Genomic DNA, 26,142 nt, shown 5'->3' on the forward strand with positions numbered 1-26,142 from the left:
AAAGGGAAAACAGGCGAATAGCGTATTTCATCGTTTAAAACTCTCAAGAATAAAGCGGTCCATCGGTACCCATGCCAGATCGGTGGGATGCAGACGATCCCAGTTCCAGCCGTCCTGATAGGGCATGGAGTACATATCAAAATAGGGGATCTGGTTTTCTTTCAGGATGGCGGTGGTTTGCGTTACCGCAGGTTGCACCAGTTCAGGGTTTTGCACCGCACGGCGGTTTATCGCATCGATAATCACCACCACCTGAACGTGGCGCTCTTTGAGCAACGTAATCATGGCGCGAAACGCTTTCAACTGTTCCGGCTCAACGGGCGAATCGTCCCATACTTCTGGCTTTTCGCCGGGTTGATAAACCGTTTTGTCCATCCACAAGGTGTCTGCGCTTTCCTGGCGCACCTCGTTCAGCTCGCGGGCGTGGGCCAGTTCGTGTTCCCAGTTCGGTGTGATGTCGACGGCGGGTTGCACAGGCCAGGGGCGTGCAGGCGACGCTTCAACATCCAGCATCGCCAGCCAGTCGTTTTTAATCAGTGTGCAGAAATTAGCAAATTCGTAACTGACTTCTTGCCAGATGTTGTCCAGGTCCCAGCCAGAAATTTTCATTTGTGCAAAGGTTAAATGGCTGGTCTCTTTTTTATTGATATGACGTAAGTAGTTGACGAGGAATGGGCGTGTTTGTTCATCCTGCATTAACGGATTAAAAACTGGTGCCGGAAAATTATTCGCAAAAATAGCAGGAGGTACGCCGGTTGAATAAAAACTATCGGGCGCCAGTAGCAAAACGACTTTACTGTTTGCGTTAAGGTCATTCTTAAAGCGAGACAGCAGAAGAAAATGGGTGACGCTGTCATCAAAACTGTCGCCAAATGCGACTACATTACGATGTAAATCATTATTAAGGTAATTATATACAGCGTAAGGTTCATCTTCTGAGGTGGCGACTTCCGATGCGCCAATGAAAAAAATCGCATTACCCTGCAGGGCATGAGAAATAGTGGCTATTTTTTCCGCCTGCTCTTTTGCCGTGCCGTCCATTGCTTTAATCAGCGGCTGGAATTTAAGCGGCGGATCAAAGCGGGTCACCAGCGGATGAACGCAAAGGAACAGGACGGCGAGAAGCGCCATCAAAAAATGTAGGCAGAAAGTATTTTTGATTTTCATTATAAAATTAAAATTACTTGATATTCATTTGTTTAAAATATGTTGTTTTTTAACGTAACAGACAAATTTGATCTCTGTCTCCGCGACACTATATACCAGCCTTATGACGGATGATGAGCACTGCCGTGTAACGGTATGTACAGCGTGTCATTTATTACCGGAAAGGGTCGAAGAGGCTTGATGAACGGGGCGCGAAAGCATTTTTCCGCACTCGTTGCGGCAGGGTAATCGGCATACATAATTTGCGATTTTTTGTAATGTTTAGGTAAAAAAATTTGGGTAGGCTGGCGCGGGCGGTTAAACTTCTTGCGCCAATTATTTGACTACAGGAAAGAAAGGACTGTGACCAAAATCAAACTCGTGGCACTGGGCGTGCTGACCGCGTCCTGCGCTTTTGCAGCAAATGCAGAAAATACCTTTTCACTGGGCGCTGGCGTGGGCGTCGTTGAATCCCCGTATAAACAGTATGATAAACGTGTCCTGCCGGTTCCTGTTATCACCTATGAGAGTGATAATTTCTGGTTTCGCGGCTTAGGCGGCGGTTATTACCTGTGGAATGACCAGGCGGATAAACTCTCCATCACCGCGTTTTACTTCCCATGGGAATTCAAACCAAAAGACAGTGATAACAACCAGTTGCGTCAGTTGGATCGCCGTAAAGCGACGATGATGGCGGGGCTTTCCTACATCCACAATACCGATTACGGTTTCCTGCGCACTACCCTTGCGGGCGATGTGCTGGATAACAGCAACGGCGTTCTGTGGGACATCGGCTGGTTGTACAACTACAACAACGGTGCGCTGAGCGTTACGCCAGGCATTGGTGTTGAGTGGGCCAGCGATAATCTGAACCAATACTACTACGGTGTGTCGCGCGATGAAGCGCGTCGCAGCGGGCTGAAAAGCTACGATCCGGATAATGGCTGGAGCCCGTACCTTGAGCTTACGGTCAGCTACCGTCTGACGGACAGCTGGACCGTGTACGGCTCGGGCCGTTACACCCATCTGTCGGATGAGATCAAAGACAGCCCGATGGTGGACAAATCCTGGGGCGGGATATTGTCTACCGGGGTGACGTACCGCTTCTGATTGTGCAGTTGAATAGCGCGATCTGTGCAATAAAACAGGGCCATTGGCCCTGTTTTGCTTTACGGTGAAACGTTTAGCAGGAGGAGAAGATGGCAGACAAAAAAGTGGTTTTTGCAGGCCAGGTTTCGCAGCCCGCCATTGGCCAGGGCACCTGGTACATGGGGGAAAACGCGCGGCTGCGTCAGAAAGAAGTGGATGCGCTGCGCGCGGGTGTCGATCTGGGATTAACGTTGATTGATACGGCGGAAATGTATGCCGACGGCGGAGCGGAAGAGGTGGTCGGCGAAGCCTTACAGGGCGGTTTGCGTGACAAGGTGTTCCTGGTTTCCAAAGTTTATCCGTGGAATGCCGGCGGCAAGAAGGCAATCGCCGCTTGCGAAGCCAGCCTGCGTCGCCTGAAAACAGAGGTTCTCGATCTCTATCTGCTGCACTGGCGTGGTAACTACTCCCTCGCTGAAACCGTCGAGGTGATGGAAACGCTGATCGCGCAGGGCAAAATACGCCGCTGGGGCGTTTCAAATCTGGATCACAGCGATATGCAGGAGCTGATGGGCGTACGCGGCGGAGACGCCTGTGCGACAAATCAGGTGCTGTATCATCTTGGTTCTCGCGGCATTGAATATGATCTGCTGCCGTGGTGCCAGCAACAGGAAATGCCAGTGATGGCCTATTGTCCGCTGGCTCAGGCTGGCCGCCTGCGCGATGGTTTGCTGGAAAACAGCACGGTGCGTGAGATTGCCGCAGCTCATGGGGTGAGTGCTGCGCAAATTTTACTGGCATGGGTGATTAGCCACCAGGGCGTGATTGCCATTCCCAAAGCGTCCAGCGTGGCGCATGTGCAGGAAAATGCGGCGGCATTGAATATCACGTTGAGCAGCGACGAATTAGCGCGGCTTGACAACGCTTTCCCGGCACCGGGTCGTAAAACGCCACTCAACGTGGTATGACAGGAATAATAACCCTCTCCTGTCGGGAGAGGGTCGGCAGGATCAGCGTTTAACGACGCGGATAGTCTGCGCCAGGCGGGACGGCTTCTCTTCAGTGGTTTTCTGCGGCACGGTCGCGTTAACCGATTCCACACAGACAAACGTTTTGTAGCCGTCATCCGGCATGTCAGCCATGCTGACGGAGAGTGCCGGGCCGGGGTTCCACGCCACGACATTTGCGTTATGGCTGTGGATGACTTCTATGGTGCGGTTAAGCGCGCTGTCGTGGATCAGGCTGCAGGCTTCCGCATTCAGATAGACGCGGTCGGTGCGATCCGGGAACGTCTGCACACCATCAGCCAGCACATCTTCTTTCGCATCGTTCACTTTGTCGATAAAGCGATCGCCAAGACCACTCACTTTTACGGCTGCGATATCACCGACGTTGAAATAGGTGTGCAGTGCCGAGGTGGTTTCAAACTCACCGTGGGCTTCCAGTTCCATTTCGCAGGTCGCACCCAGTTTGTAGCGGGCATATACCGTAAAGTCGTGCGGCCAGAATCTGCGCGATGCATCGCTGCTCTGCAGTTCAAAGGTCAGCACTACGCCGCTGGCGTCTTCGTTATGCGCTTTCAGCGCCCACGGCAGATTGCGCGCAAAACCATGCGCTGGCAGGCCTTGTTGTTTTGCCGGGCCGAACCACGGCCAGCAAACCGGCACGCCGCCGCGCAGCGCGACGCCATCTTTAAACGGTGTGTTGCCGCTCAGCCACAGAACGTCTTCTTCACCCTGCGGTTTCCAGGAAAGCAGATGAGCGCCCTGTAAGGCGAATGAACCTTTAACCTGCGGATGGTCGACGACGATAACGTCCAGCTCGTCCATTTTGCGCAGGGAGAGAATAGGGGTAATTTGTTCGACTACCGGAAGTGCAAAAATTTTATTAATCATTAACGCAATCCTCTGTCTTCAAAACAAAAAAAGAGCGACCGAAGTCGCTCTTTCAGATCATGTTCTCATCTCAACTTATTTGGAGATGTGAGCGATCAGGTCCAGAACTTTGTTGGAGTAACCAGTTTCGTTGTCGTACCAGGAAACCAGTTTCACGAAGTTGTCGTTCAGTGCGATACCGGCTTTAGCATCGAACACGGAAGTGCAAACTTCGCCGTTGAAATCGGTAGAAACCACGTCGTCTTCGGTGTAACCCAGAACGCCTTTCATCGGGCCTTCAGAAGCGGCTTTGATGGCTTTCTTGATTTCTTCGTAGGACGCTGCTTTTTCCAGACGAACGGTCAGGTCAACAACGGATACGTTCGGAGTCGGAACGCGGAACGCCATACCAGTCAGTTTGCCGTTCAGTTCCGGCAGTACTTTACCTACAGCTTTAGCAGCACCGGTAGAGGACGGGATGATGTTCTGGGATGCGCCGCGGCCGCCGCGCCAGTCTTTGTGAGACGGGCCATCAACGGTTTTCTGCGTTGCGGTGGTCGCGTGAACAGTGGTCATCAGACCTTCGATGATGCCGAAGTTGTCGTTGATAACTTTTGCCAGCGGAGCCAGGCAGTTAGTGGTGCAGGAAGCGTTGGAAACGATGTCCTGGCCAGCATATTTGTCGAAGTTAGCGCCACGTACGAACATCGGGGTGTTGTCTTTGGACGGGCCAGTCAGAACAACTTTTTTCGCGCCAGCGGTGATGTGTTTACGAGCGGTTTCGTCGGTCAGGAAGATACCGGTAGCTTCAGCAACTACGTCAACGCCGATTTCGTTCCATTTCAGGTTAGCCGGGTCTTTCTCAGCAGTAACACGGATGGTTTTGCCGTTAACAACCAGGTGGCCGTCTTTCACTTCTACGGTACCGTTGAAACGACCGTGAGTGGAGTCATACTTCAGCATGTACGCCATGTATTCAGCGTCCAACAGATCGTTGATACCAACGATTTCGATGTCAGAACGTTCCTGAGCAGCACGGAAAACAATGCGACCGATACGGCCAAAACCGTTGATACCTACTTTGATAGTCATATATTCCACCAGCTATTTGTTAGTGAATAAAAGGTTGGCTGTAAAATTACAAAAACCTTACGCAGCGTCAAGCGGAATCGTGTCAATCATTGCGACAAATCAATCCTCCGCATAACCTTTGTTCGACTGACTCGCCTCACTCTTCCTTTGAGCATGCTCCCCATATAGGGGCGCCGCCTGGAATTTTAAAGGTCAGACAGGATAAAAATGTGAGATCAATCACAATTCGCCGGCTGCTTTACCGCAACAAATAAGTTTAGAACAAAAGTTAACGCCGCAGTGTTAATGTTTTGTTAGAATCAGGCTGAAAAGTTGTCGAGTTTTTACCGTGAGGCGTGAGCAAATGGCGCATAATTCTTCTGAAGACGACCTGAAAAAGACACTGACTGAAATGCAGTTTTACGTGACGCAGAATCACGGCACTGAGCCGCCGTTCACCGGGCGTTTTCTGCATAACAAACGCGACGGGATTTATCACTGTCTGGTGTGTGACGCCGCGTTGTTCAATTCGCAAACCAAGTATGATTCTGGCTGCGGCTGGCCAAGTTTCTTTGAGCCGGTAAGCGAAGATGCTATCCGCTATATCAACGATTATTCGCATGGCATGCAGCGTGTGGAAATCCGCTGTGGAAAATGTGATGCGCACCTGGGTCACGTCTTCCCCGATGGCCCACAACCGACTGGCGAACGGTATTGCGTCAACTCTGCCTCCCTGAGCTTTACCGATGACGAAAATGGCGATCGTTCTCAGGGTTGAAAAAACGATTCAGCAATTATTCCACGGAGTTTTCAAGATGAATCTCGATCAAATCGTTAACAGCATGACGCAGGAGATCTACCAGCGCCTGGTAACGGCCGTTGAGTTAGGGAAATGGCCGGATGGCGTTGCGCTAACACCAGAGCAAAAAGAGAACAGTTTGCAACTGGTGATGCTGTGGCAGGCGCGCAATAACACGCAGGCGCAGCACATGACCATTGATACCAACGGCCAGATGGTGATGAAAAGTAAGCAGCAATTAAAAGAGGATTTTGGCATTTCGCCAAAGCCGATCGCGACGTTTAAATCGTAAATCGCCATGCCGGAAGCGCAATGCCAGCCGGCATGGGCATTATCAGGCGTGTGTCTCCTGCCAGTCCGCGAGCGTATAGAGCGTCGCGCCAGCCGCTGACATCTCCATAAACGCCTGCGTACTGTCCTGCGGATTCAGGTTCACGCCACGGCAACCATCGGTAATGACATTCACCTGATATCCCAGTTGTAGCGCATCCAGCACGGTAAATTTCACGCAGTAATCGGTGGCTAAACCGAGTATTACCAGTTCGCGGATGCCGTGCTGCTGCAACCAGGTGTGCAGGGCGGTTTCCTGACGATGGCCGTTATCGAAAAACGCGCTATAACTGTCAATCAGCGGGTTTTCGCCTTTGTAAAACACTGCGTCGATAGCTTTCTGGTTTAGCAATGGGTGCAGCGCCGCGCCCTCGCTATTTTGTACACAGTGATCGGGCCAAAACGTTTGGGCTAACCCAGCCAGTTTACCGGCTGTGAACGGCGCGACGTGGTGCTGACTGGCGAAACTGCCATGTCCCGCCGGATGCCAGTCCTGGCTTGCCACGATGGCATCACCGCGTGTTTTACACCACGTCATCATGGCATTAGCAATATCGACCGTGCTGTCACCTTCCGCCACTGCCAGCGCGCCGCCAGCGCAAAAATCATTCTGAATATCGACCAGCAGCAATGCGCGTTGCGTCATACAAGCCTCCTCATTCATCCGGCGTCAGTTCACCGCGCAGGTTCTGTGTCATTGCGGTGCGAATGGCATCAGCGTCCAGCTCCTGGCTTAACAGGTAGTGAAGCTTTGTCAACGTCGCTTCCACCGTCATGTCTGCGCCGCCAATCACGCCTGCGTGGGCGAGGGCGTTGCCGGTGGCATAGCCGCCCATGTTGACCTTGCCGGACATACATTGTGTCAGGTTGACCACTACGATGCCGCGGGCGCTGGCTTCCTGTAGCTCTTTCAGAAACTCACCGTTTTGCGGCGCATTACCCACGCCGTAAGAACGAAGGATCAGCGCTTTTACCGGCTGACGCAGGAAGTTACGCACCACATCGGCGGAAATACCTGGATAAATCGTTACCACGCCAATCGGCTGCGGGGTGATCGGGTGGACAACCAGTTCGCCAGTGGTATGCGGCGCGGGCGGCGTGCCCAGACGGCGAATATGGATCCCCGCTTCCAGTAGTGGCGCAAGGTTAGGCGAAGCGAACGCGTCGAAACCATCAGCGTGTGCTTTGGTGGTGCGGTTGCCGCGATACAGACGGTTATTAAAGAACAGCGTCACTTCATTAATCGGGAAATTAGCCGCCACATATAACGCATTTAGCAGGTTGATCTGCCCATCGGAACGCAGTTCGGCGAGCGGAATTTGTGACCCTGTCACAATGACCGGTTTGCCTAAGTTTTCCAGCATAAACGACAGTGCCGACGCGGTGTAGGCCATCGTGTCCGTACCGTGCAAAATCACAAAACCATCGTAATCGTCGTAGTGTGCTTTCACATCGTCTGCGATATGTTGCCAGTCTTCCGGCGTCATATCGGACGAATCCATCAGCGGCTCATATTCATGGATTGTGAAATCAGGCATTTCGGGGCGATGGAACTCAGGCATCAGCGCCAGTTGACGTTGCAGGTGACCGGAAACCGGCACATAGCCGTGTTCTGAGCGTTGCATACCGATAGTCCCGCCCGTGTAGGCAACGTAAATGGATTTTTTTTGCATAGTTATATTCTGGCTTCATCAAAAAAATCCCCTCCGGTGGAGGGGACGTGGTCAGGTAATTTTAGCGGATATTGGCGCAGTTCAGACAGAGCGCATAACGATTTTGCGGATCGTTAAATACCGCCAGTTTGTCAGTTTCAGCTTTCATCTCCAGCGCAGCGCTCGCCAGCGGCGCGGGCAGGTATGCCTGCAATGCCTTTGGCAGCATGGCGCTTACCGAACCGGACATGCTATCCATTAGCCGATCAAAGAAAGTTGGCTCTTCCTCGTAGTAATCGATATGCCACTGTTTCAGTTTCGCAAGCTCAGCCGCTTTCGCCAGCGCGTCGTCGAAATCGCCCAATGCATCGACCAGCCCGTTATTTTTCGCATCCTGTCCGGTCCAGACGTGGCCCTGGGCGATTTTATCGACCTGCTCAGGCGTGCTGTTGCGCGACTGAGCCACCAGCGTGATAAAGCGTTTGTAGCCATTCTCGATGCTCAACTGCATCATTTGCGAAACTTCGTCCGGCAGCGCTTTGGTCATGCTGACATCTGCCAGCGGCGAGGTTGCTACGCCATCAGTATGCACGCCGATGCTGTCAAGGCTGTTTTCCAGCGTGTTGATAACACCGAAGATACCAATCGAGCCGGTCAGCGTGCTGGCACTGGCAACAATGTAATTCGCCGGTGTTGAGATCCAGTAACCGCCAGAGGCCGCCATGCCGCCCATCGAAACCACGACCGGTTTACCTGCCGCGCGGGCTGCCGCCAGCTCGGAGCGGATAACTTCCGATGCGCTGACGCTGCCGCCAGGGCTGTTGACGCGCAGCACAATGGCTTTTACTTTTGGATCGAGACGTGCATCGCGGATCTGCGCGGCAGTGGTATCGCCGCCTACGTTCCCTGGGGTTTCCTCGCCATCCATAATCGCGCCGTTAGCGAAAATTACCGCCACGGTATCGCCAACATCGCTCGGTTTTTTCGCCTGGTAATCATACATGCTGACCGCGCGGAAGTTCTTATCCTCCGTGCTCCAGCCAAACTGTTTAACCATCGCTTTTTCCGCATCGGTGGCGGAACCCAGTTCATCCACCAGTTTGTTGTCCAGCGCATACTTCGCCGTGTCGCCATCTACTTTACGCAGGCCATCCAGCATCGCTTGTGCGCCAGGGAAAACTTGCTGCGCGGTGATTTGGCGGTTAGCGGCAACGGTGTTGAGGTAGTTCTGCCACAACTCATTAATCCAGCGGCTATCGGCATCGCGGGCAGCCGGGGACATATCATCGCGAATAAACGGCTCAACGGCGGATTTATAGGTCCCGACGCGGAATACGTGGGTGGTGACTTTCAGCTTATCAAGCAGTGACTTGTAGTAGAGGCCATTGGTGGCAAAACCATGCAGATCAACCACGCCCTGCGGCGACAGCCAGATCTTGTTGGCGAAGCTGGCAAGGTAATACTGGCCCTGACTATAGTTATCGCCAACGGCATAAACCGGCTTACCGCTGTCGCGGAACTCGCGAAGCGCTTTGCCGATATACTGCATCGACGGTTGATCGGCACCGGCAAAATTTTTCAGATCCATCACAATCCCGGTGATATTCCGGTCATGCTGCGCCTGGCGAATGGTGTCGACGATGTCAAACAGTGAGTTTTCCTGCAGGCGATCCGAACTGGCGCCGAACAACTGGCGACCCAGTGCGCCAAGCCGGCTACTGGCGGAGGTTTTGTCGACCACTACGCCGGAAATATCCAGCAGCAATGCGCCCCGACTGTTGCTGCTGGTTTTACTGTCGCTCATTTGCATCCACACGCCAGCGACAACCAGCACCAACAAAATAAAGAAAAGATTCAGCACCAGCTTGCGGATAAAGTTCAGCAATCGCCAGCTCCACTTAAAAAAACCGGCAATAATACGCCAAAGGGTTCGCATGTATTCTCCCTGGTAGTTAACGACCACCGCTGCCCGAGCGGCAAAGTGTGGTTATCCTAATTACCCCGCCGCCACTTGTCAGCAGGAATCGCCTTCGGCGCTGTAACAATTTCTACGCCCGTGTTAATTTTGTGAACAAATTTCAATACAGGAGTTTAACTAATGGACGCACTTGAGCTGCTCGTCAATCGTCGTAGCGCATCCCGGCTGGCAGAACCGGCCCCGGCAGGTGAACAACTGGATAACATTGTGCGTGCGGGCATGCGCGCGCCGGATCACGGTACGCTGCAGCCGTGGCATTTTTTTGTCATCGAAGGGGAAGGGCGCGAACGGTTCAGTCAGATGCTGGAGCAGGCTGCGATTGCCGCAGGCCAGGATGAAAAAGGTATCGAAAAAGCGCGTACATCGCCTTTTCGCGCGCCGTTGATCATCGCGGTGGTAGCGAAATGCGAAGCGCACCATAAAGTCCCACAATGGGAGCAGTTGCTCTCTGCCGGCTGCGCGGTAATGGCAATGCAGATGGCGGCGCTGGCGCAGGGGTTTAACGGAATCTGGCGCACAGGCCCGCTGACCGATAGCCCGGTGGTTCGCCAGGCGTTTGACTGCCGCGAACAGGATAAAATTGTCGGCTTTTTGTACCTCGGCACACCGCAGTTGAAAGCCTCGACCACTGTCACCGTACCGGATACCACGCCGTTTGTGACACGTTTCTAAGCTCTGCCTGATATCGGACGGCTGCGACAACTCTGCCGCAGCCGTTTTCTTTTCATGTCTAGTTTGATTTCGCCGATAACAACGCGAAAGGATCACAGCGAAAGCTTGCCCATCCGGGCGCACTGTTTATTTACGCTGTGCGGCAAACTCGTCTTTGGCTTTCTGCAATTGTTGCTGGAACGCCGGGTTGGTATGCAAAGTGGCAACGACAGCAGAACCGACAATGCGCGCCGCGTCCACGTCACTTTGCCAGTGATAGCCGCAGATCACCCGGCTTTGACCCAGGTCGTAGCCGCGTTTGAGGATCTGATCCTGACGCTGTGGATTAATCTCTGCCAGTACCAGTGCGGTCGCCCAACCGATCGAGGTATGACCGGACGGATAAGAGCCGTTTTTCGCCAGTGAATCCTGCTCTTTGGTGTTGCAGGTTGGGACGCCGTAGAAGGCAAACGGGCGGATACGCATATATTTTTGCTTCGCGCCGCGCGTTGCCAGATCGCCCGCATCTTCGATCATATTGGTCAACAGTTTATGCAACTGCGGGGAGTCTTTCTCGGTGATGGGTGAGCCAAATGCGCCGGAGAAGGCGTTTGCCACGCCGCCGCTGCTCAGGTTGGCGTCTTCCGCTGCCTGTTTGCCGCGTTCGGTGCTACGCAGCAAGCGGCCCTGTTCGTACATAGCCTGATCGTTTAAAAACGCGATGCTACCCACTTCCGGCGGCGGTGGTAACAGCGCCAGGCTATCAATCGCCTGCGCATTTTTCAGGTAGTAAAGATCAGGTTTGGTGGTGGCGTCATTCCCGGATGGAACCAGAGCAAAAGCGCTGGTAGAGAGCAAACTAGCAAGACAAAACGCGATGATATTTTTTTTCATGAGCGGTTCCTTTGTGTAAAAAATCGTCCGTAGCCCTCAGTGGCTGCTGTCATATTTCTGTCATAAAATGCCAAAAAGAACATTGCGGTGACTCGCAAAATGGCCGATGTAGTTATCGAGATGATGTTTACGGGCAAAAAATCATCGCACGTGATGTCTGTTTCGTTTGCTTAATGAGCAATAACGCGCGAAATCAGATTGCCAGACTTACCAGCTCAGCATTTGGGCGCTACCATAGCGCGATTGCAATGACAGGAGATGTCCATGAGCGAGCAAGCCATTCGTTTAACGCAATACAGCCACGGAGCCGGTTGCGGTTGTAAAATTTCCCCCAAAGTGCTGGATACCATTCTGCATAGCGAACAGGCGAAGTTTCTCGACCCGAACCTGCTTGTCGGCAACGAAACGCGTGATGACGCCGCCGTTTACGATTTGGGTAACGGCACTTGCATTATCAGCACCACCGACTTCTTTATGCCGATTGTCGATAACCCCTTCGATTTTGGCCGCATTGCCGCGACCAACGCCATTAGCGATGTTTTCGCGATGGGCGGCAAACCGATTATGGCGATTGCCATTCTGGGCTGGCCACTCGACAAACTGGCACCGGAAATCGCGCGTGAGGTGATCGACGGTGGGCGTTTTGCCTGCCAGCAGGCTGGGATTGCGCTGGCGGGCGGGCACTCAATCGACGCGCCGGAGCCGATTTTTGGCCTTGCCGTAACCGGTGTGGTGCCAACCGAACGCGTGAAGAAAAACAGCACCGCCCAGGCGGGCTGCAAACTGTTCCTTACCAAGCCGCTGGGTATTGGCGTATTAACCACGGCGGAGAAAAAATCGCTGCTTAAACCGGAACACATTGGTCTGGCAACGGAAGTGATGTGTCGCATGAACCTTGCTGGTGCCGCTTTTGCCGGGATCGATGGCGTAAAAGCGATGACAGATGTCACTGGCTTTGGCCTGCTCGGTCACCTGAGCGAAATGTGTCAGGGCGCTGGCGTGCAGGCGCAGGTCTGGTATCAGGATGTGCCGAAATTACCATGTGTGGAAGAGTACATCGCCCAGGGCGCCGTGCCGGGCGGTACCCAGCGTAACTTCGCCAGCTATGGTCACCTGATGGGCGAGATGCCGACGGCGGTGCGCGATTTGCTGTGCGATCCGCAAACGTCCGGCGGCTTGCTGCTGGCGGTGGCACCGGGTTCGGAAGAGGAAGTCAAAGCCACGGCTGCGGAATATGGAATTCAACTGAGCGCGATTGGTGAGCTGGTTGGTGCGCGCGGCGGTCGCCCGATGATTGAGATCCGTTAATCCTATGCGGTTATTTATTGCCGAAAAGCCCAGTCTGGCGCGTGCCATTGCCGATGTGCTGCCGAAGCCGCATCGCAAAGGCGACGGCTATATTGAGTGCGGTAATGGTCAGGTGGTGACCTGGTGCATTGGTCACCTGCTTGAGCAGGCTCAGCCGGATGCCTATGACAGCCGCTATGCGCGCTGGAACCTGGCCGATCTTCCGATCGTGCCGGATAAGTGGCAGTTGCAGCCGCGCCCGTCGGTGCTGAAGCAAATCAATGTCATTAAACGCCTGCTCGCCGATGCCGAACAGGTGGTGCATGCCGGTGACCCGGATCGTGAAGGGCAGTTACTGGTTGATGAAGTGATTGATTACCTGCAACTGCCAGCCGAAAAACGCCAGCAGGTGCAGCGTTGCCTGATTAACGATCTCAATCCGCAGGCGGTGGAGCGGGCGATTGAGCGCCTGCGGGCAAATAGCGAATTTATTCCGTTGTGCGTGTCGGCGCTGGCCCGTGCCCGTGCCGACTGGCTCTATGGCATTAATATGACCCGCGCGTATACGCTGCTGGGGCGCAACGCCGGTTATCAGGGCGTGCTCTCCGTGGGGCGCGTGCAGACGCCGGTGCTGGGGCTGGTGGTGCGTCGCGACGAAGAGATTGAGAACTTCGTGGCAAAAGATTTCTTCGAGGTGAAAGCGCATATCGTCACGCCTGCCGGGGAGCGCTTTACTGCCCTGTGGCAGCCGAGCGAAGCGTGTGAGCCTTATCAGGACGATGAAGGGCGCCTGTTGCATCGCCCGCTGGCGGAGCATGTTGTGAACCGCATTAGCGGCCAACCGGCGCTGGTAACGGCCTATAACGATAAACGGGAATCAGAACTCGCGCCGCTGCCATTTTCGCTTTCCGCACTGCAAATTGAAGCGGCAAAACGTTATGGTCTCAGTGCGCAGAACGTGCTCGATATTTGCCAGAAACTCTACGAAACCCACAAGCTGATCACCTATCCGCGTTCTGATTGCCGCTATTTACCGGAAGAGCACTTCGCCGGGCGACACGCGGTGATGAATGCGATTGGCGCGCATGCTCCGGATCTGTTGCCGCAGCCGGTGGTGAACCCGGACACGCGCAACCGCTGCTGGGACGATAAAAAAGTCGATGCGCACCATGCGATTATCCCGACGGCCCGCGCCTCGAAGGTCAATCTCAGCGATAACGAAGCCAATGTTTATAACCTGATCGCTCGCCAGTATTTGATGCAGTTTTGTCCGGATGCGGTGTTCCGCAAATGCCAGATCGATCTTGATATCGCCAACGGCAAGTTTATCGCCAAAGCGCGTTTTCTGGCGGAGGCCGGATGGCGCACGCTGCTTGGTTCGAAAGAGCGCGATGAAGAGAACGACGGCACACCGCTGCCGGTGGTGGCAAAAGGCGACGAATTGCTGTGCGAAAAAGGCGAAGTAGTCGCGCGTCAGACCCAGCCGCCGCGCCACTTTACCGATGCAACATTGCTGTCGGCAATGACCGGGATTGCGCGGTTCGTGCAGGATAAAGATCTAAAGAAAATTCTGCGTGCCACCGATGGTCTGGGCACCGAGGCAACGCGCGCCGGGATTATCGAACTGCTGTTTAAGCGCAGTTTTCTGGTGAAGAAAGGGCGCTACATCCACTCGACCGAACCGGGCCGGGCGTTGATCCACTCGTTGCCGGAGATGGCGGCGCGCCCCGATATGACCGCGCACTGGGAGTCGGTGCTGACGCAAATCAGTGAGAAAGAGTGCCGTTATCAGGACTTTATGCAGCCGCTGGTCGGTACGCTGCACGAACTGATTCACCAGGCGCGCAACACGCCGGTGCGTCAGTTCCGTGGGCTGGTGGCACCGGGCGGCGAGAAGAAAAAATCGTTTGCCAAGGGACGGGGTAAAAAACGCCCGCCATCAGCAGAGGCGGGCGGTGACGCGGCGTCTCCGGCCGGATAACGCGTTTTCGCTGTTACCCGGCCTGCACATCAAATTACGCCCTGCGCCAGCATCGCGTCGGCGACTTTCACGAAGCCCGCAATGTTGGCACCGCGCACATAGTGCGTCTGTTTGCCTTCGCCGCCGTACTCAACGCAAGCCTGGTGAATATCCAGCATGATGTGGTGCAGACGCGCATCCACTTTTTCCGCTTTCCAGCCCATACGCGCGGCATTCTGCGCCATCTCCAGACCGGAGGTGGCAACCCCGCCTGCATTCGCCGCTTTCCCCGGCGCGAACAGCACGCCCGCTTCGAGGAACAGTTCGGTGGCATCAATGGTGGTGGGCATATTTGCGCCTTCCGCCACCGCTTTTACGCCATTGGCAATCAACGCGCGCGCCGCGTCGGTATCCAGCTCATTTTGCGTGGCGCACGGCAGCGCGATGTCAACCGGCACTGACCATGGCTGCTTGCCTTCGAGGTATGTCAGACCAAATTCCCGCGCGTAATCTGCGATACGGCCGTCGCGGCTGGCTTTGATTTCGCACAGGCGGGCGAGTTTTTCGTGGTTAAACCCGGCTTCATCCACCACGGTACCGGCAGAGTCCGACGCGGTGATCACCCGTGCACCGAAGGCCATCGCTTTTTCAATCGCGTATTGCGCCACGTTGCCGGAGCCGGAAACCGCGACGCGCATCCCTTCAAAGCTAAGACCGTGACGCTTGAGCATCGCTTCGGTGAAATAGACCAGGCCGTAACCAGTCGCCTCCGGGCGGATCAGACTGCCGCCAAACGACAGTCCCTTGCCGGTAAACACACAAGCGGTATTGTTGGAGAGCTTTTTCATCATCCCGGCCATAAAACCGACTTCGCGTGCGCCGACGCCAATATCCCCGGCGGGCACATCGGTATCCGCGCCAAGATGACGATACAGTTCGCTTATCAGCGCCTGGCAGAAGCGCATCACTTCGCCATCGCTTTTGCCTTTCGGATCGAAATCACTGCCGCCTTTGCCACCGCCCATCGGCAGGGTAGTGAGCGCATTTTTGAACGTTTGTTCGAAGCCGAGGAATTTGAGGATCGACAAATTCACCGACGGGTGAAAACGCATGCCACCTTTGTAGGGGCCAATGGCCGAACTGAACTGTACGCGCCAGGCGCGGTTAACCTGTACCTGATTACGGTCATCAACCCAGGCGACGCGAAACTGAATCACGCGCTCCGGTTCAACAAGGCGTTCAAGTAACGACATCTGGCAGTAACGCGGGTGAGCTTCAAGGAAGGGCCAGAGGGTGGACATCACTTCACGAACGGCCTGGGAGAACTCCGGCTGGTGCGGGTCGCGCTGTTCAACATACTGGAGAAATGATGCAAGAGAGTGCGTCTGATCCATAGATATAAGTGTCTCTTATTGTTGTGGTGAATTTGTTGTGATGGTGGTGCGCAAAAAGCAGGCACTTTTGGACTATAACATTCGCAAGGTTGCATGCTGCAAGGGAAAAATCCGCACACCAGGCAAATTAATAATTGGCAACATGTCATAACTAAAAACGATGATCGGCGAAATTAAAGTCCTGACGCAGAGATCCGTTATAGTAATGAGTGGCGTCAATCAGAAAGGACAAATTATGACCCGAATTAAGTGGATAGCAGCAGCGTTACTGGTCGCTGCGTCAACCAGCGCGCTGGCGGAACGTTTACCGTCGCCGGGGATTGAGGTGAATGTACCGCCGGAAGTGTTCAGCTCCGGTGGACAAACGCAGACCACGCAGCCCTGCATGCAATGCTGCGTGTACGGTAATCAAAACTACAGCGAAGGGGCGGTTATCAAAACTGAGGGTGTGTTATTACAATGCCAGCGCGATGAGAAAGCCATTTCCACTAACCCGCTGGTGTGGCGGCGCGTGAAGCCATAAACGCTTCCAGCAGCGGAATATCCGCCGGAGCCAGCGGCAGTGTTAGCGCTTCGGCGGGTAAGCACCACAACAACGCCCGGTGATAGTGGCGTACCGGTTCACCGCGAAAATTCTCCACATGCCAGGCGTGCAAATGAATCAGCCGCCCGGAAATCTCCCGCTGATGGCTGGCAACATAGCGCGCAGGCTCGGCGTCAATACCCAACTCTTCCCGCAACTCGCGCGTTAGCGCCTGCGGCTGTGTTTCCCCGGCTTCAACCTTGCCACCGGCAAATTCCCACAGACCGGCCTGATCGGCATGGTCGGGGCGCTGCGCCAGTAAAATTTTGCCGTCGCGCTCAATGATGGCGGCCACGACATCCAGAGTTTTCAGAAGGGTCATTACTGCGTTCCGTGAGTATGCTGGCTCCATTCGAACCAGCCGCCATCATACACGGCGATATCTGCCCAGCCGAGCGCGCGGGCAATAAAAAAGGCAAACGAGGCGCGCCAGCCGGTACCGCAATAAAAAATCACCGGGTTATCGCCAGTGATGTGCTGTTGTTGCCAGAGTGCGGCGATCTCTGACGGGTTGCGCACCGTGCCGTCTGCATTGTGAAAGTTGGTAATCAATTGGCTGTCGCCTGCTGCCTGCCCCCAGTTGGCGCCGGGAATATCGCCGACAGCGGCGATATAGTCGTAGCCGCTTGTCTGACCGCTAAACTCAGGCCAACTGCGGATACTGACCAGCAACGTACCGGGCTGCGCTAAACGCTTTTGGGTTTGCGCCATAGTGAGCAGTAGCTGAGGTTGTGCCGGGACACTCACGCCGAAATCCGATGACGGGGTTATGCCCGCCGCTGCACCGGTTTGCCAGGCTAAACCGGCGCACAGCCAGCTCTGCCAGCCGCCATCCAGTAAGCGAACATCCCTGATCCCGGCATATAACAAAATATGTGCCATCCGTTCCGCCGCATAATTGCCGCGGCCGTAAAGGATGACGGTACTATCAGCTCGCAGGCCATGATTTAGCAGAACCGGGCGTAATTGTTCTGGCTTGAGCACATTCCACAGCGGCAGGCTTTCTACTTCGCGGGTGTCGATATAATCCGCGCCGGGAATATGCCCGGCGCGATAGAGGTGTTCAGCGTCACATCCCACCTCCAGCAGCCGCCATTCGCCCTCCGGGGTAGCCTTGACCGGGCGGTGTTGCAGCATATCCGCCAGCCAGGTTGCACAAACCCACGGAGAAGGCGCGGGCGTCATCCGTCAGACCTTAAATTTGGCCCACACCGGTGCGTGGTCGGACGGTTTTTCCATGCTGCGAATGTCGTAATCAATACCGGTTTCAATACAGCGCTCTGCCAGCGGTTGGCTCGCCAGCAGCAGATCGATACGCAGTCCGCGGTTATCATCGAAACCTTTTGAGCGGTAATCAAACCACGAGAAGCGATCCTGCGTTTCCGGGTTAGCTTCGCGGAAGGTATCCACCAGCCCCCAGCCTTTCAGGCGCTCCATCCATTCGCGCTCTTCCGGCAGGAAAGAGCATTTGCCGGTGCGCAGCCAGCGTTTGCGGTTCTCTTCACCAATACCGATATCAAGATCTGTCGGGCTGATGTTCATATCACCCATGATCAACACCGGTTTTGTTTTATCGAGTTCTGTATCGAGATAGGTTTGCAAATCCTGGTAGAACTTCTCTTTCGCCGGGAATTTCAGCGGGTGGTCGCGGCTCTCGCCCTGCGGGAAATAACCGTTAATCACCGTGATATCGCCGATAGGCGAGGGGATCTCCGCCATGATAATGCGGCGCTGCGCTTCTTCGCCGTCGTTCGGCCAGCCGCGGCGCACGGAAATCGGCGTCTCTTTGGTCAGCAACGCCACGCCGTAGTGGCCTTTCTGTCCGTGATAAAAAACGTTGTAACCCAGCCGTGCGACATCTTCGAGCGGAAACATATCGTCGTGGACTTTGGTCTCCTGCAGGCCGATGACGTCCGGCTGATGTTGCTCAACCAGCGCTTCAAGCTGGTGAGGGCGGGCGCGCAGGCCATTGATATTAAAAGAGACGAATTTCATAGTCGCAGCCATTTAGCAGAGTGAAAGATGCAGAGATGTTAGCAGAATTTACATTTAACCACCGCCACTTATTGATATTGCCGCCACCGATGCGCATTGGCGCAATACGCGCCCTTATTTAGGGCGAAGCGCACTAAAACAGGGCGCAGGATGTAAATTAATTTCGCTGATGATCACAGTTCTATAATTAAAATTTCTAATTGCATAAACAGGCGACTTTACTCGCTCTCCACCGCAATTGGATCTCAATTTATTCACTTTTTATGCAAATAAAGTGAATGGCGACAGGTTTTAAGTTGTTGAAATTACGTTGCTGTAAGCCGTTTATGCATTTTTATCGCTGGCTGGCACGAACCGTGCAATCTACATTTACAGCGAAAACGTTCATATTCGTTAACATTTTATCAACTATTTATTTACCGGATGAGGTCGCTATGTCTCTGTCAATTACGCGTGAAAATTTTGATCAATGGATGTTGCCTGTCTACGCGCCTGCGCCTTTTATTCCGGTACGCGGTGAAGGTTCCCGCCTGTGGGATCAACAGGGTAACGAGTATGTCGACTTTGCTGGTGGGATTGCGGTGAATGCGCTGGGGCATGCGCATCCCGCGCTGTGTAAAGCGCTCAGCGAACAGGCGGCGAAGTTCTGGCATACCGGTAACGGTTACACCAACGAGCCGGTGCTGAAACTGGCGAAACGCCTGCTGGACGCGACCTTTGCCGATCGCGCCTTCTTTTGTAACTCCGGTGCCGAGGCAAATGAAGCGGCGCTGAAGCTGGCGCGCAAATATGCCCACGATACATTCGGCCCGCAAAAAAGCGGCATTGTTGCCTTCAAGAATGCGTTCCATGGACGCACCTTATTTACCGTCAGCGCGGGCGGGCAACCGGCTTATTCGCAAGATTTTGCGCCGTTGCCGCCGCAAATCCAGCATGCGCAGTTCAACGATCTTGCCTCTGCCAGCGCATTAATTAATGACGACACCTGCGCTGTCATTGTCGAGCCGATGCAGGGTGAAGGCGGCGTGGTGCCTGCCAGCCAGGCGTTTTTGCAAGGGTTGCGCGAACTGTGTACCCGCCATAACGCGCTGCTGATTTTTGATGAAGTGCAAACCGGCGTTGGCCGCACTGGCGAGCTGTATGCCTATATGCATTACGGCGTGACGCCGGATGCGCTAACCACGGCAAAAGCGTTGGGCGGCGGTTTCCCGATTGGCGCGATGCTGACCACCGAACAGTTTGGCAAAGTGATGAATGTCGGCACCCACGGTACGACTTACGGCGGTAACCCGCTGGCTGGTGCGGTGGCCGGTGCGTTGCTCGATATCGTCAACACACGCGAAACCCTGACTGGCGTTAAGCAGCGCCATCAATGGTTTACGGAGCAGCTTTCGGCAATCAATGACCGTTATCACCTGTTCAGTGAAATCCGTGGCTTAGGGTTGCTGATCGGTTGTCAACTGGCTCCTGAGTATGCAGGAAAAGCAAAACAACTTTCACAACTGGCGGCGGCGGAAGGCGCAATGGTGCTGATTGCCGGTGGCAATGTGCTGCGCTTTGCTCCGGCGTTGAATATCAGCGAAGAGGAGATCCGCGACGGACTTGCGCGCGTTGCCCGCGCCTGTGAAAAATTCATTGCGGAGAGCGCATCATGATGGTGATCCGTCCTGTCGCCGAAGGCGATTTACCGGCGTTGATGCGGCTGGCCGGGAAAACCGGTGGCGGCCTGACGTCGTTGCCGGTTGATGAAGCAACGCTTGCTGCGCGTATTGAGCGTTCACGCCTTACCTGGCAAGGCGAGTTGCCGAAGGGTGAGCAGGGGTATGTTTTTGTGCTGGAAGAGACGCAAAGCGGCGAGGTGGCGGGGATTTGCGCCATTGAAGTCGCGGTGGGTTTGAACGATCCCTGGTATAACTACCGGGTCGGGACACAGGTGCATGCCTCGAAAGAGTTGAATGTCTATAACGCGCTGCCAACGCTGTTTCTCAGTAACGATCACACCGGCAGCAGCGAACTCTGCACACTGTTTCTCGATCCCGCCTGGCGCAAAGAGGGCAACGGTTATCTGTTGTCGAAATCCCGCTTTCTGTTTATGGCGGCATTCCGCGAGCGCTTCAATGAGAAAGTAGTGGCCGAGATGCGCGGCGTGATTGACGAGCACGGTTATTCGCCGTTCTGGGAGAGTCTGGGCAAGCGTTTCTTTTCGATGGAGTTCAGCCGGGCGGATTACCTGTGCGGCACCGGGCAAAAAGCCTTTATCGCGGAGCTGATGCCCAAGCACCCTATTTATACCCACTTCCTTTCACAAGAGGCGCAAGCGGTGATCGGCGAGGTGCATCCACAAACGGCACCGGCCCGTGCGGTGCTGGAAAAAGAGGGCTTTCGCTACCGTAACTACGTTGACATTTTTGATGGCGGGCCGACGCTCGAATGCGATGTAGACAGGGTGCGGGCGATTCGCAAAAGCCGCCTGGTTACGGCGGGCGAAGGCCAGCGCGCCCCGGGTGAATGGCCCGCGTGTATGGTCTCCAATGAGCAGTACCAGCAATTTCGCGCCATGCTGATTTACGCGGATCCAAACACCGAGCGTTTGTTATTAACGGCAGCCGAACTGGATGCGCTGAAGTGCCAGCCGGGGGATACCGTGCGGCTGGTGCGCCTGTGTGCCGAAGAGAAAAGTGGCGAGGAGAAAGCAAAATGAGTTTATGGATTAAAGGTGACTGGGTAACAGGCCAGGGCGAACGCCGTGTCAAAACCAACCCGGTAAGCCACGAAGCGCTGTGGCACGGCTTTGATGCCGATAGCGAGCAAGTGGCGCTGGCGTATCAGGCCGCGCGTGACGCTTTCCCGCAGTGGGCGCGGCAGACTTTTACGGAGCGCCAGGCCATTGTTGAGAAATTCGCGGCGCTGCTGGAGACCAACAAAGCGGCGCTGGCAGAAATTATCGCCCGTGAAACCGGTAAACCGCGCTGGGAAGCGGCGACCGAAGTGACGGCGATGATCAACAAAGCCGCTATATCGGTAAAGGCGTACCACACGCGCACCGGGGAACAACAGACAGAGATGGCTGATGGTGCCGCGACATTGCGCCATCGCCCGCACGGGGTGCTGGCTGTTTTCGGACCGTACAACTTCCCCGGCCATCTGCCGAATGGGCATATTATCCCGGCGCTACTCGCGGGTAATACTTTGATTTTTAAACCCAGCGAACTCACGCCGTGGACCGGCGAAGCGGTGGTCAAACTCTGGGAGCAAGCAGGTTTGCCCGCAGGCGTGCTCAATCTGGTACAAGGCGGGCGAGAAACCGGCCAGGTGCTGAGCGCATTACCGGGGCTGGACGGATTGTTATTTACCGGCAGCGCCAATACGGGTTATCAACTTCACCGCCAGCTTGCCGGGCAGCCAGAAAAAATTCTTGCACTGGAGATGGGTGGCAATAACCCGCTAATTGTTGAAGATCCTGACGATACCGATGCCGCTGTCCATCTGACGATCCAGTCAGCATTTATTACCGCCGGGCAGCGCTGCACCTGCGCACGTCGCTTACTGGTTAAACGTTCTAAAGCGGGCGATGACTTTCTGACGCGGCTGGTGGAAGTGAGCGCGCGGCTGCAACCGCAGGCCTGGGATGCGGAACCTGCACCCTTTTTCGGTGGTTTGATTTCACCTCACGCGGCGCAACAAGTTTACCAGGCCTGGCAGGCGCACGAAGCGCGCGGCGGTAAAACCTTTCTGGCACCGAGGCTGTTGGCGGAAGGAACCTCGCTCCTGACACCGGGCATTATCGAGATGACCGACGTTGCGGAAGTGCCAGATGAAGAAGTGTTTGGCCCGCTGCTGTGTGTCTGGCGCTATGACGATTTTGATCAGGCAATCCGTATGGCGAACGACACGCGCTACGGGCTGGCCTGCGGGTTGATTTCCCCGGATCGGCAAAAATTTGATCAACTTCTGCTGGAAGCGCGCGCCGGGATAGTCAACTGGAACAAACCGTTGACCGGCGCGGCCAGTACCGCGCCGTTTGGTGGTGTCGGTGCGTCGGGTAACCATCGCGCCAGCGCATGGTACGCCGCAGATTACTGCGCCTGGCCGATGGCGAGTCTTGAATCTCCCGCGTTGGCGCTACCGCAGACGCTCAGCCCGGGGCTTGATTTCTCGCGCGAGGCGCAGCCATGAAAGCACGTGAGGTTAACTTCGATGGCCTGGTAGGGCTAACGCACCATTACGCCGGATTATCTTTTGGTAATGAGGCCTCGACCAAACATCGCTTTCAGGTTTCTAACCCGAAACTGGCGGCAAAACAGGGGCTACTGAAAATGAAAGCGCTCGCCGATGCGGGTTTCCCGCAGGCGGTGATCCCACCGCAGGAGCGCCCCAATATCGTGGTCTTGCGCCAGCTTGGTTTCAGCGGCAGCGATGAACAGGTGGTAGCAAAAGCTGCCACACAAGCGCCGCAGATCCTCTCCGCTGCCAGCTCGGCATCGGCGATGTGGGTCGCAAACGCGGCTACCGTCTGCCCGTCGGCGGATGCGCTGGATGGCAAAGTGCATTTCACGGTTGCCAATCTGAATAATAAATTCCACCGCGCGATGGAAGTCCCGACCACAGAAGCGGTGCTGCGCGCCATCTTCCGCGATGAAACGGTGTTTGCTGTCCATCCGGCGCTGCCGCAGGTTGTGATGTTTGGCGATGAAGGTGCGGCGAACCATAACCGCTTTGGCGGTGATTACGGCGAAGCGGGTGTGCAACTCTTCGTTTATGGCCGGGAGTACGCAAGCCACGATGCCCCGGCGCGCTATCCGGCGCGGCAGACGCGTGAAGCCAGCGAGGCGGTGGCGCGTATCAATCAGGTGCGCGCGGAGCAGGTGGTTTTCGCCCGGCAAAACCCGGACGTTATCGACCTGGGCGTGTTTCATAACGATGTGATTGCCGTTTCGAACCGACAAGTCCTTTTTTGTCACGAACTGGCTTTTGCCGACCAGGCTAGTGTGCTGGCCGAGCTACACTCTAAAGTACCGGGGTTTATGGCGATTGAAGTTCCGCAGCAGGCCGTTTCTGTTACCGATGCGGTGGCAACGTATCTGTTTAATAGCCAACTGCTGAGTCGGGATGATGGCAGCATGATGCTGGTGCTGCCGCAGGAGTCGCAGGAACATGCTGGTGTGTGGCGCTATTTGAACACGCTGCTGGCGCAGGATAACCCAATCAGTGAGCTTAAAGTATTTGACCTGCGTGAAAGCATGGCGAACGGTGGTGGTCCGGCGTGCCTGCGCTTGCGTGTCGTGCTGACCGAGGCGGAGCTGCGGGCCGTTAACCCGGCGGTGATGATGAATGACAGTTTGTTTGCCACCCTCAATGACTGGGTGGATCGGTACTATCGCGATCGGCTGACGCAAGCGGATTTAGCCGATCCGCAGCTTTTGCGAGAGGGGCGGGAAGCGCTGGACCGATTAACGCAGTTGTTGAATCTGGGATCGGTGTATCCCTTCCAGCGTTAACCGGAGGCCGTATGGATAACTTTCTTGCTGCAACGCTTGCGGGCGATATCCCGCGAAAAATGTCAGGGGAGTCGGGCGGTATTCACTGGTTGTGGCACGAACAAGGGATTCTGGAACTGATCCCGAAACAATCCGTTGGACGATCGTTGGTCATCTCGTGTGCTATCCACGGTAATGAAACCGCGCCAGTGGAGATGCTGGATTTGTTGCTTAAAAATGTCTTTTCGGGCGAACAACCGCTCACCTGGCGGCTGCTGGTGATCCTTGGAAACCCGCAGGCGCTGGCGCAAAACAAGCGATTTGTGCATAACGATCTCAACCGGATGTTTGGTGGGCGCTGGCAGCAACTGCCGCCCAACGATGAAACGGTGCGCGCCGCCCAGCTTGAACGGGCGGTAACGCATTTCTTCGCGGCGGGCGATGAAGTGCGCTGGCATCTGGACTTACACACTGCGATCCGCGGTTCGCACCATGTGCGCTTTGGTGTGTTGCCGCTGCGGGCAGAACCATGGGATGAACTGTTTCTGGAGTGGTTGGGTGCTGCCGGGCTGGAAGCGCTGGTATTTCATCAGGCGCCAGGCGGTACGTTTACGCATTACAGTTGCGAGCATTTTAACGCACTGGCTTGCACTCTGGAGCTTGGCAAAGCGCTGCCTTTTGGTGAAAACGATTTAAGCCAGTTCCAGCGTACGGCGTGGGCGCTGGCGGCGTTACTGGCGGGTGAGCCTGCGCCAGACACGGAAAACACGCCGCTGCGCTATCGGGTGGTACAGCAACTGACCCGCCACAGTGAAGAATTTAAACTCTTCATGAGTGCGGATACACTCAATTTTACCGCCTTTAGCGCGGGTATCTTGCTGGCAGAGGATCGCGGCGAGCGGTATGTGGTGCAACATGAGCAAGAGTATGTTTTGTTTCCCAATCCGAATGTGGCCATTGGTTTACGCGCCGGGCTAATGCTTGAAAAAATTAATTAACCATCCAGCCCTGTTAACGCAGGGCTTATTTTTATAGTTTTCTTAAATAAATTGCAGAATTATCCTGTTGAAGCGCTTTATTAATAAATCACGTTGATTTAAGATTCTCCATAATCCCTTTCTAATCAGCCTATTGAATATTTAATTTTCCACTCTTCATGGTTTTTCCTTATTTCCTTCATATTTGGCGTAAAAATGATATTTACACTTTCATTGTTTTACCGTCGCTCTGATTAATTGACGATAAAGCCAGTAAAGTGAATAGCGTCAACACGGCAACCGCCGTAAGTAAAACCGAAGTAAGGAATAAAATTATGCGTAAATTGACTGCTCTGTTTGTTGCCTCTACCCTGGCTTTTGGCGCTGCAGGTCTGGCTCATGCTGCGGATACCACCGCCGCACCCGCTGACGCGCAACCTATGATGCACCACAAAGGTAAAGGCCCGCACGACATGATGTTCAAAGGTCTGAATCTGACCGATGCGCAGAAACAGCAAGTCCGCGACATCATGAAAAGCCAGCGCGAAGAGATGAAACGCCCGCCGGTTGAAGAGATGCGCGCAATGCATGACATCATTACCAGCGACAGCTTTGACCGCGCGAAAGCCGAAGCGCAAATCACCAAAATGGAACAGCAGCATAAAGAAGGTATGCTGAAACGTATGGAGACGCAGAACAAGATTTACAACATTCTGACCCCGGAACAGAAAAAGCAGTTCAATGCGAATTTTGAGAAGCGTCTGACAGAACATCCGGCGCCGGAAGGTAAAATGCCTCCTGCACCTGCTGAATAATTCAGCGACCCTCCTTAAGACCGCCGGTTTTGCTCATCGCTTGTTTTACGTGATGGGCAGAACCGGCGGTTTTTTCTTGTTTCCCTCTTGCCAGCCGCCATTGGCGCGGTATTCTCGTTATATCCCGTTTTGCGGTGATGTTACTTATCTGAAATTTATGATTTTTTACA

25 protein-coding genes are annotated in these 26,142 nt (G+C 54.7%); 14 read left to right on the forward strand and 11 right to left on the reverse strand.

Going from position 1 to position 26,142, the window contains the following annotated elements; genetic code table 11:
• Positions 1–27: 27 nt before the first annotated feature.
• Complete coding sequence (locus tag JKP81_RS10925; RefSeq protein WP_200551751.1) at positions 28–1,167, reverse strand: D-alanyl-lipoteichoic acid biosynthesis protein DltD; 1,140 nt, start codon at positions 1,165–1,167, stop codon at positions 28–30.
• A 342-nt stretch (positions 1,168–1,509) separates the two neighbouring features.
• Here JKP81_RS10925 and JKP81_RS10930 point away from each other — a divergent pair, with 342 nt between their 5' ends.
• Positions 1,510–2,256 (forward strand): MipA/OmpV family protein, encoded by a 747-nt coding sequence (locus tag JKP81_RS10930; RefSeq protein ID WP_200551752.1) that lies wholly within the window; start codon positions 1,510–1,512, stop codon positions 2,254–2,256.
• An 89-nt stretch (positions 2,257–2,345) separates the two neighbouring features.
• Entirely contained in the window at positions 2,346–3,203 is an 858-nt protein-coding gene (locus JKP81_RS10935; protein ID WP_200551753.1) for an aldo/keto reductase, read from the forward strand.
• Positions 3,204–3,245: 42 nt separating this feature from the next.
• On the opposite strand, the gene JKP81_RS10940 is transcribed toward JKP81_RS10935, so the two are convergent.
• Both JKP81_RS10940 and gapA read right to left on the reverse strand, forming a co-directional pair.
• Entirely contained in the window at positions 3,246–4,130 is an 885-nt protein-coding gene (locus JKP81_RS10940) for a D-hexose-6-phosphate mutarotase (RefSeq protein WP_200551754.1), read from the reverse strand.
• Positions 4,131–4,205: 75 nt separating this feature from the next.
• Positions 4,206–5,201, reverse strand: coding sequence for a glyceraldehyde-3-phosphate dehydrogenase (gene gapA, locus JKP81_RS10945; RefSeq protein ID WP_017456513.1), 996 nt, complete (start codon positions 5,199–5,201; stop codon positions 4,206–4,208).
• Between the two features lie 343 nt (positions 5,202–5,544).
• Here gapA and msrB point away from each other — a divergent pair, with 343 nt between their 5' ends.
• Both msrB and JKP81_RS10955 read left to right on the forward strand, forming a co-directional pair.
• Complete coding sequence (gene msrB / locus JKP81_RS10950; protein ID WP_017456514.1) at positions 5,545–5,958, forward strand: peptide-methionine (R)-S-oxide reductase MsrB; 414 nt, start codon at positions 5,545–5,547, stop codon at positions 5,956–5,958.
• A 37-nt stretch (positions 5,959–5,995) separates the two neighbouring features.
• Positions 5,996–6,271, forward strand: a complete 276-nt coding sequence (locus JKP81_RS10955) for a YeaC family protein (protein ID WP_200551755.1) — start codon at positions 5,996–5,998, stop codon at positions 6,269–6,271.
• A gap of 42 nt (positions 6,272–6,313) precedes the next feature.
• Here JKP81_RS10955 and pncA read toward each other — a convergent pair whose 3' ends face one another.
• The 3 genes from pncA to sppA form a co-directional block, all read right to left on the reverse strand.
• Positions 6,314–6,955, reverse strand: coding sequence for a bifunctional nicotinamidase/pyrazinamidase (pncA, locus tag JKP81_RS10960; RefSeq protein ID WP_200551756.1), 642 nt, complete (start codon positions 6,953–6,955; stop codon positions 6,314–6,316).
• 10 nt (positions 6,956–6,965) lie between these two features.
• Entirely contained in the window at positions 6,966–7,982 is a 1,017-nt protein-coding gene (ansA, locus tag JKP81_RS10965; protein ID WP_200551757.1) for an asparaginase, read from the reverse strand.
• Positions 7,983–8,043: 61 nt separating this feature from the next.
• Positions 8,044–9,897 (reverse strand): signal peptide peptidase SppA, encoded by a 1,854-nt coding sequence (gene sppA, locus JKP81_RS10970; protein WP_200551758.1) that lies wholly within the window; start codon positions 9,895–9,897, stop codon positions 8,044–8,046.
• A 162-nt stretch (positions 9,898–10,059) separates the two neighbouring features.
• Between sppA and JKP81_RS10975 the strand changes: the two genes are divergently transcribed.
• Complete coding sequence (locus JKP81_RS10975) at positions 10,060–10,611, forward strand: NAD(P)H nitroreductase (protein WP_200551759.1); 552 nt, start codon at positions 10,060–10,062, stop codon at positions 10,609–10,611.
• A gap of 126 nt (positions 10,612–10,737) precedes the next feature.
• On the opposite strand, the gene phoC is transcribed toward JKP81_RS10975, so the two are convergent.
• Positions 10,738–11,484 (reverse strand): acid phosphatase PhoC, encoded by a 747-nt coding sequence (phoC, locus tag JKP81_RS10980; RefSeq protein WP_065368686.1) that lies wholly within the window; start codon positions 11,482–11,484, stop codon positions 10,738–10,740.
• Positions 11,485–11,748: 264 nt separating this feature from the next.
• Here phoC and selD point away from each other — a divergent pair, with 264 nt between their 5' ends.
• Complete coding sequence (gene selD / locus JKP81_RS10985) at positions 11,749–12,792, forward strand: selenide, water dikinase SelD (RefSeq protein ID WP_200551760.1); 1,044 nt, start codon at positions 11,749–11,751, stop codon at positions 12,790–12,792.
• 4 nt (positions 12,793–12,796) lie between these two features.
• Positions 12,797–14,752, forward strand: a complete 1,956-nt coding sequence (locus JKP81_RS10990; RefSeq protein ID WP_200551761.1) for a DNA topoisomerase III — start codon at positions 12,797–12,799, stop codon at positions 14,750–14,752.
• A gap of 29 nt (positions 14,753–14,781) precedes the next feature.
• Here the strand turns inward: JKP81_RS10990 and gdhA are convergent, their stop codons facing one another.
• Complete coding sequence (gene gdhA, locus JKP81_RS10995) at positions 14,782–16,125, reverse strand: NADP-specific glutamate dehydrogenase (protein ID WP_200551762.1); 1,344 nt, start codon at positions 16,123–16,125, stop codon at positions 14,782–14,784.
• Between the two features lie 235 nt (positions 16,126–16,360).
• Here gdhA and JKP81_RS11000 point away from each other — a divergent pair, with 235 nt between their 5' ends.
• Complete coding sequence (locus tag JKP81_RS11000; RefSeq protein WP_200551763.1) at positions 16,361–16,648, forward strand: YnjH family protein; 288 nt, start codon at positions 16,361–16,363, stop codon at positions 16,646–16,648.
• On the opposite strand, the gene JKP81_RS11005 is transcribed toward JKP81_RS11000, so the two are convergent.
• From JKP81_RS11005 to xthA, 3 genes are read right to left on the reverse strand one after another with little or no spacing between them, the layout of a single operon-like run.
• On the reverse strand, positions 16,614–17,030 hold the full coding sequence (locus tag JKP81_RS11005; protein ID WP_305067925.1) for a pyrimidine (deoxy)nucleoside triphosphate diphosphatase: 417 nt from the start codon (positions 17,028–17,030) through the stop codon (positions 16,614–16,616). The two genes, JKP81_RS11000 and JKP81_RS11005, sit on opposite strands and share 35 nt — an antisense overlap.
• Positions 17,030–17,893, reverse strand: a complete 864-nt coding sequence (locus tag JKP81_RS11010) for a sulfurtransferase (RefSeq protein WP_200551764.1) — start codon at positions 17,891–17,893, stop codon at positions 17,030–17,032. The genes JKP81_RS11005 and JKP81_RS11010 overlap by 1 nt, the downstream gene beginning before the upstream one ends.
• A 3-nt stretch (positions 17,894–17,896) precedes the next feature.
• Positions 17,897–18,703 (reverse strand): exodeoxyribonuclease III, encoded by an 807-nt coding sequence (gene xthA / locus JKP81_RS11015; RefSeq protein ID WP_065368680.1) that lies wholly within the window; start codon positions 18,701–18,703, stop codon positions 17,897–17,899.
• A gap of 434 nt (positions 18,704–19,137) precedes the next feature.
• Here xthA and JKP81_RS11020 point away from each other — a divergent pair, with 434 nt between their 5' ends.
• The 6 genes from JKP81_RS11020 (at position 19,138) to spy (ending at position 25,972) form a co-directional block, all read left to right on the forward strand.
• The gene (locus JKP81_RS11020; protein WP_065368679.1) at positions 19,138–20,358 is read left to right on the forward strand and encodes an aspartate aminotransferase family protein; all 1,221 of its coding nucleotides are present in this window, start codon (positions 19,138–19,140) and stop codon (positions 20,356–20,358) included.
• Positions 20,355–21,404: an arginine N-succinyltransferase gene (gene astA / locus JKP81_RS11025; RefSeq protein WP_200551765.1), complete on the forward strand. Its 1,050-nt coding sequence runs from the start codon at positions 20,355–20,357 to the stop codon at positions 21,402–21,404. Before JKP81_RS11020 ends, astA begins: the two co-directional genes overlap by 4 nt.
• A complete protein-coding gene (astD, locus tag JKP81_RS11030) occupies positions 21,401–22,879 on the forward strand; it encodes a succinylglutamate-semialdehyde dehydrogenase (protein ID WP_200551766.1) in 1,479 nt (492 codons plus the stop codon). Before astA ends, astD begins: the two co-directional genes overlap by 4 nt.
• Positions 22,876–24,201 carry an N-succinylarginine dihydrolase gene (astB, locus tag JKP81_RS11035; RefSeq protein WP_200551767.1) on the forward strand — a complete coding sequence of 442 codons (1,326 nt, stop codon included), beginning with the start codon at positions 22,876–22,878 and terminating at the stop codon, positions 24,199–24,201. The genes astD and astB overlap by 4 nt, the downstream gene beginning before the upstream one ends.
• A gap of 11 nt (positions 24,202–24,212) precedes the next feature.
• Complete coding sequence (gene astE / locus JKP81_RS11040) at positions 24,213–25,178, forward strand: succinylglutamate desuccinylase (protein ID WP_200551768.1); 966 nt, start codon at positions 24,213–24,215, stop codon at positions 25,176–25,178.
• A 314-nt stretch (positions 25,179–25,492) separates the two neighbouring features.
• Positions 25,493–25,972, forward strand: a complete 480-nt coding sequence (gene spy, locus JKP81_RS11045; protein ID WP_200551769.1) for an ATP-independent periplasmic protein-refolding chaperone Spy — start codon at positions 25,493–25,495, stop codon at positions 25,970–25,972.
• The last annotated feature ends 170 nt before the right edge of the window (positions 25,973–26,142 follow it).

The organism is Kosakonia sp. LAM2021 (genome assembly GCF_016620385.1).
In the GTDB taxonomy this organism is placed as follows: domain Bacteria; phylum Pseudomonadota; class Gammaproteobacteria; order Enterobacterales; family Enterobacteriaceae; genus Kosakonia; species Kosakonia sacchari.